Below are 3790 nucleotides of genomic sequence, written 5' to 3'. Positions count from 1 at the left end.
GGCGCGCCCCTTGTCGGCATCGCGCACGACGGCGCGCACCCGCTCGCCCCGCGCCAGCAGCTCGCGAGCGGCCGCGCCGCCGACCTGGCCGGTGATTCCGGTGATGGCATGCATGAAGACTTCCTTTCGTCGATTCGTCAATCAGGAGGCGAATCGTAGGAAGCGGTACCATTTGAGTAAAGGCAACCAGCGGCATATCATTGGTGACACTGAATCACGAATTGAGCGAACGATGACACTCGATGGCCGCCTGCTCTCCAACGTCGGCGTGCTGGCCGCGGTGATCGAAGGCGGCAGCTTCGTGCGCGCCGCCGAGGCGCTCGGCATGACGCCGTCCGGCGTCAGCCGGGCCGTCGCGCGGCTGGAGGCGCGCATCGGCGTGCGCCTGCTCGAGCGCACGACCCGCTCGCTGAACCTCACCGACGAAGGCCGCCGGCTCTATGCCGACATCAACCCGCTGGTGCTCGGCATCGAAGACGCGGTGACGCACGCCACCAGCTCGTCGGGCACCGTGCAGGGCCGGCTGCGCGTCAACACCGATGCGTTCACGTCGCGCCTGCTGCTGGCGCCGCACCTGCCGCGCTTCCTCGCGCTGCACCCCGGCCTGACGCTCGAGCTGATCGCCCGCGAGCAGCTCGGCGACCTGGTCGGCGAGGGCTTCGACATCGCGGTGCGCTTCGGCGAGCCGCCGAGCTCGTCGCTGGTGGCGCGCAAGCTGCTCGAGAGCCGCATCGTCACGGTCGCGTCGCCGGCCTACCTGAAGCAGCATGGCCGCCCGGCCACGCCCGGCGACCTGGCGCAGCACGCCTGCATCCAGGTGCGTGACATGGCCACCGGCCAGCCGTTTGCCTGGGAGTTCCTGCGCGGCCGCAAGCACCTGAAGGTGCCGACCGCCGGCCGCCTGATGCTGACCGACCCCGGTACGCTGCTCGCGACCTGCCTGGCCGGCACCGGCATCGCGCAGATCAAGGCGATCGGCATCCAGGAGCAGCTCGACCGCGGGCAGCTCGTCGACCTGTTCCCCGACTGGCCCGACGAGCGCTTCCCGCTGTATGCGCTCTACCCGTCACGCCAATGGCCGGCGGCCAAGGTGCGCGCCTTCATCGAGTTCGTCGTCGAGGTGCTGAAGGCTTCGCCGCCGGGATGAGCCCATTGTCGATTTCGCACCGCGCCGATCGTCGTCTGCAGACCCACCACTTCATGCCAGGAGACATCGATGACCCGTTCAGGCACCGGCACCGACGCCGACACCCCCGCCGCGATCCGGCAGCTTCTGCTCCGCTACGCGGAATCCGTCCTCGCCAAGGATGTCGAGGCCTTCGTGGCGCTCTACGCTGCCGACGTGCGGGTGTTCGACATGTGGAACCGCTGGTCCCATGACGGACGCCAGCCGTGGCGCGAGATGGTGCAGGGCTGGTTCGGCTCGCTGCACGACGAGCGCGTCACCGTGGCCTTCAGCGAGGTGCGAACCCGGGTGGCGCAGGACCTCGCCGTGCTGCACGCCTTCGTCTCGTTCGCCGCGATCGACACCGGCGGCGCCACCTTGCGCTCGATGACCAACCGCATCACGATGGCCCTGGCCCGCCAGGGCGACGACTGGAAAATTGTCCACCAGCACACCTCGGCACCGATCGACGGCGAGACCAAGGCGATCTTCCAGCGCTGAAGGCAGGTCAGAGCTCGTCGATCGCGTTGGCGCGCACGTCGTCGATCGCGAAGCGCTCGTTCGTCGTCACGTAGAAGCTCGCACCGAAGCGGCCCACCGGGTGGTAGTCCTGCAGGCGCACGCGCCAGCGCTCGGCGTCGACCAGTCCGTCGCGCACCGCCAGCCACAGGATGCGGCCGAGGAAGACGTAGCGGCTGTCGGTCTCCAGCGTCTCGTGCAGCACGCACTCGAAAGCCACCGGCGCCTGCGCGATGCGCGGCGGCGCGACGCAGCGCGACGGCGCTGCCGTGAGCCCGGCATGGTCGAGCTCGCTCTGGTGCGGCGGCAGCGCGCTGCCGCAGGCGTGCATCTGCGCGCTCATCGCCTCGTCGGTCAGGTGCACGACGAACTCGCGGCTGCGCAGGATGTTGGCCGCGGTGTCCTTCAAGCGGCCGTCGTGCAGCCGGTTGACGCTGATGAACACCAGCGGCGGGTCTTCGCCGAGCATGTTGAACATGCTGAACGGCGCGGCGTTGACGATGCCGTCGGCGCCGAGCGTGGTGACCAGCGCGATCGGCCGCGGCACGATCAGGCTGGCCATCAGCTTGTAGCGCTCGTAGGCGCCGAGCTCGCGGAAGTCGATGTCCATCGGCGCGGTCACGCAAGATCGGTGCCGCGCCGGGCGACTTCACACGAGGCTCACTCCGCCGTCGCCGGCTCGATCACCGAGCGCACCTGCGAGACCCGGTTCGCCGGAAACCCGCCCAGCTCCGCATGGCGGCGCACCGCGGCGGCATCCGGCGCCTGGTAGATGCAGTAGAGGCGGTCGTCGGTCACGTAGCTGTGCACCCACTGGATGCTGGGGCCCATGCTGTTGAGCACGCCGCATGATTTTCGGGATATGGCCTTCAGGTCCTGCGGTGTAAGCTGGCCGGCGCCGGGGATGTCTCTCTCGATCACGAACCTGGGCATGTCGCACTCCTGCGGGGTTGAGGTGTCCCATGCTCCCGCACGGGGCCCGGCACGGTCATCAAGCGCGTCTGAATTCCGCATGAATTCCCGCCGGCGCGCCGCCACCCGAGGAGCGAACCGCCATGCCCGCGCCCACCGTCCTGTACCGCTTCGGCGACTTCGAGCTGCAGCCCGGGCAGCGCCTGCTGCTGCGCCACGGCCAGCCGCTGACGCTCACCGCCCGCGCGTTCGGCGTGCTGGTCGCGCTGGTCGAGCGCGCCGGGCAGCAGGTGTCGAAGGACGAGCTGATGCAGCTCGTCTGGGCCGGCCTCGTCGTGGAGGAGAACAACATCGCGGTGCACGTGGCGCAGCTGCGCAAGCTGCTGGGCGCGCCGGCGATCTCGACCATCGCCGGCTGCGGCTACCGCTTCGCGCTCGAGGTGTCGCGCGGTGCCGCGCAGCCCGCCGTTGCCGGCCGCGAATCCGGCGAATCGGACGAGCCGCCCGGCAACCTGCCGGCCCGCACCCCGGCCCTGATCGGCCGCGCGGCCGAGCTGGCCGAACTGGGGGCGCTGCTCGACGCCCACCCGCTGGTGACGGTATGCGGCGGCCCCGGTGTCGGCAAGACCCACCTCGCGATGGCCGCCGCCGCGCGGCGCCGCGCCCGCCACCGCGACGGCAGCTGGTGGATCGACCTCGCACCGCTGACCGACGGCGCGCAGATCGCCCCGCTGATCGCCGGTACGCTCGGCCTGAAGCCRGTGGCCGGCGAAGACACGCTGGCGGCGCTGGTGCGCAGGCTGAAGCCGCGCTCGCTGCTGCTGGTGCTCGACAACGCCGACCACCTGGCGCCGGAGGTGGCCCGGCTGGCCGGCGCGCTGGTGCAGGCGACGCCGCGCGTGTCGGTGCTGGTGACCAGCCAGGTGCCGCTGCGCGATCCGGCGCACCGGCTGCTGCGGCTCGGGCCGCTCGGCCTGCCACCCGAGGGGGCCTCCATCGACGAGGCCGCGCGCTGCGACGCAGTGCAACTGCTCGCCGAACGCGCGGCCGGCGCCGGCAGCCCGCTGGCCGGCGACGCGCGCAGCATCGATGCCGCCACCGACATCTGCCGCCGGCTCGACGGCAACGCGCTCGCGATCGAGCTGGCCGCGGCCCGGCTGCCGGCCCTCGGCCTGGCCGCGCTGGCCGAGCGGC

6 protein-coding genes are annotated in these 3790 nt (G+C 71.3%); 3 read left to right on the top strand and 3 right to left on the bottom strand.

All coding sequences use genetic code 11. From position 1 onward, the window contains the following. A partial coding sequence (locus tag AC1D15_RS21510) for an NAD-dependent epimerase/dehydratase family protein (RefSeq protein ID WP_477827570.1) occupies positions 1 to 114 on the bottom strand: 114 nt, incomplete at its 3' end. A 118-nt stretch (positions 115 to 232) separates the two neighbouring features. Here AC1D15_RS21510 and AC1D15_RS21505 point away from each other — a divergent pair. Both AC1D15_RS21505 and AC1D15_RS21500 read left to right on the top strand, forming a co-directional pair. After that, a complete protein-coding gene (locus AC1D15_RS21505) occupies positions 233 to 1147 on the top strand; it encodes a LysR family transcriptional regulator (RefSeq protein WP_047513205.1) in 915 nt (304 codons plus the stop codon). Positions 1148 to 1216: 69 nt separating this feature from the next. Continuing rightward, positions 1217 to 1666: a YybH family protein gene (locus AC1D15_RS21500; protein ID WP_477827569.1), complete on the top strand. Its 450-nt coding sequence runs from the start codon at positions 1217 to 1219 to the stop codon at positions 1664 to 1666. Between the two features lie 7 nt (positions 1667 to 1673). Here the strand turns inward: AC1D15_RS21500 and AC1D15_RS21495 are convergent, their stop codons facing one another. Further along, positions 1674 to 2294 (bottom strand): flavin reductase family protein, encoded by a 621-nt coding sequence (locus tag AC1D15_RS21495; RefSeq protein ID WP_477827568.1) that lies wholly within the window; start codon positions 2292 to 2294, stop codon positions 1674 to 1676. A 50-nt stretch (positions 2295 to 2344) separates the two neighbouring features. Beyond that, positions 2345 to 2617, bottom strand: a complete 273-nt coding sequence (locus AC1D15_RS21490; RefSeq protein ID WP_047513214.1) for a DUF4242 domain-containing protein — start codon at positions 2615 to 2617, stop codon at positions 2345 to 2347. A 122-nt stretch (positions 2618 to 2739) separates the two neighbouring features. On the opposite strand from AC1D15_RS21490, the gene AC1D15_RS21485 reads away from it, so the two are divergent. Further along, positions 2740 to 3790: winged helix-turn-helix domain-containing protein (locus tag AC1D15_RS21485; RefSeq protein ID WP_477827567.1), on the top strand; the 1051-nt coding region annotated here is incomplete at its 3' end.

This window comes from Rhizobacter sp. P2_H2 (assembly GCF_056403375.1).
This window is presented reverse-complemented; position numbering and strand designations above follow the sequence as displayed.

Excerpts from the sequence above, each read along its gene's own strand:
- AC1D15_RS21505 (WP_047513205.1), top strand. The coding sequence starts at position 233 with ATGACACTCGATGGCCGCCTGCTCTCCAACGTCGGCGTGCTGGCCGCG.
- AC1D15_RS21500 (WP_477827569.1), top strand. The coding sequence starts at position 1,217 with ATGACCCGTTCAGGCACCGGCACCGACGCCGACACCCCCGCCGCGATC.
- AC1D15_RS21490 (WP_047513214.1), bottom strand. The coding sequence starts at position 2,617 with ATGCCCAGGTTCGTGATCGAGAGAGACATCCCCGGCGCCGGCCAGCTT.
- AC1D15_RS21495 (WP_477827568.1), bottom strand. The coding sequence starts at position 2,294 with ATGGACATCGACTTCCGCGAGCTCGGCGCCTACGAGCGCTACAAGCTG.